The sequence below is a fragment of the Bacillus sp. SIMBA_074 genome, assembly GCF_046534555.1.
Lineage (GTDB): Bacteria > Bacillota > Bacilli > Bacillales > Bacillaceae_G > Bacillus_A > Bacillus_A mycoides.
Window position 1 is genome coordinate 1 of record NZ_JAWRYM010000666.1, and the last position, 265, is coordinate 265.

A 265-nucleotide genomic window follows, 5' to 3' on the forward strand; every position below is an offset into this window, starting at 1 on the left:
CCCGGGGTGTCCTTCGTGTGCTCGGCGACGCAGGACACCCTGGATCCGCACCTGATCGTGCAGTATCCGGCCGGCGCACGCATACGGCTGCACGACGGGGATGTCTTCTCGCCGGGACCCAATCGGCTGATCTTCGCCAACGTTCCGCCGAACCGTGAGATGCGTCTCGCTGCCGAGCTGGGGGAGACGCTGGCCACCGCGTCCGTGCTCCTCGTCTCCGGCTTCAACACCATGCAGGACCATGCCCTGCTCGAGCAGCGCCTGG

Annotated in this window: 1 protein-coding gene; it reads left to right on the top strand. The window is 67.5% G+C overall.

Annotated features, from left to right (window positions below; genetic code table 11):
- Positions 1–15: 15 nt before the first annotated feature.
- Positions 16–265, top strand: a 250-nt coding sequence (locus tag SB773_RS32430; RefSeq protein WP_410594488.1) for an ADP-dependent glucokinase/phosphofructokinase, incomplete at its 3' end; no start/stop codon positions are given.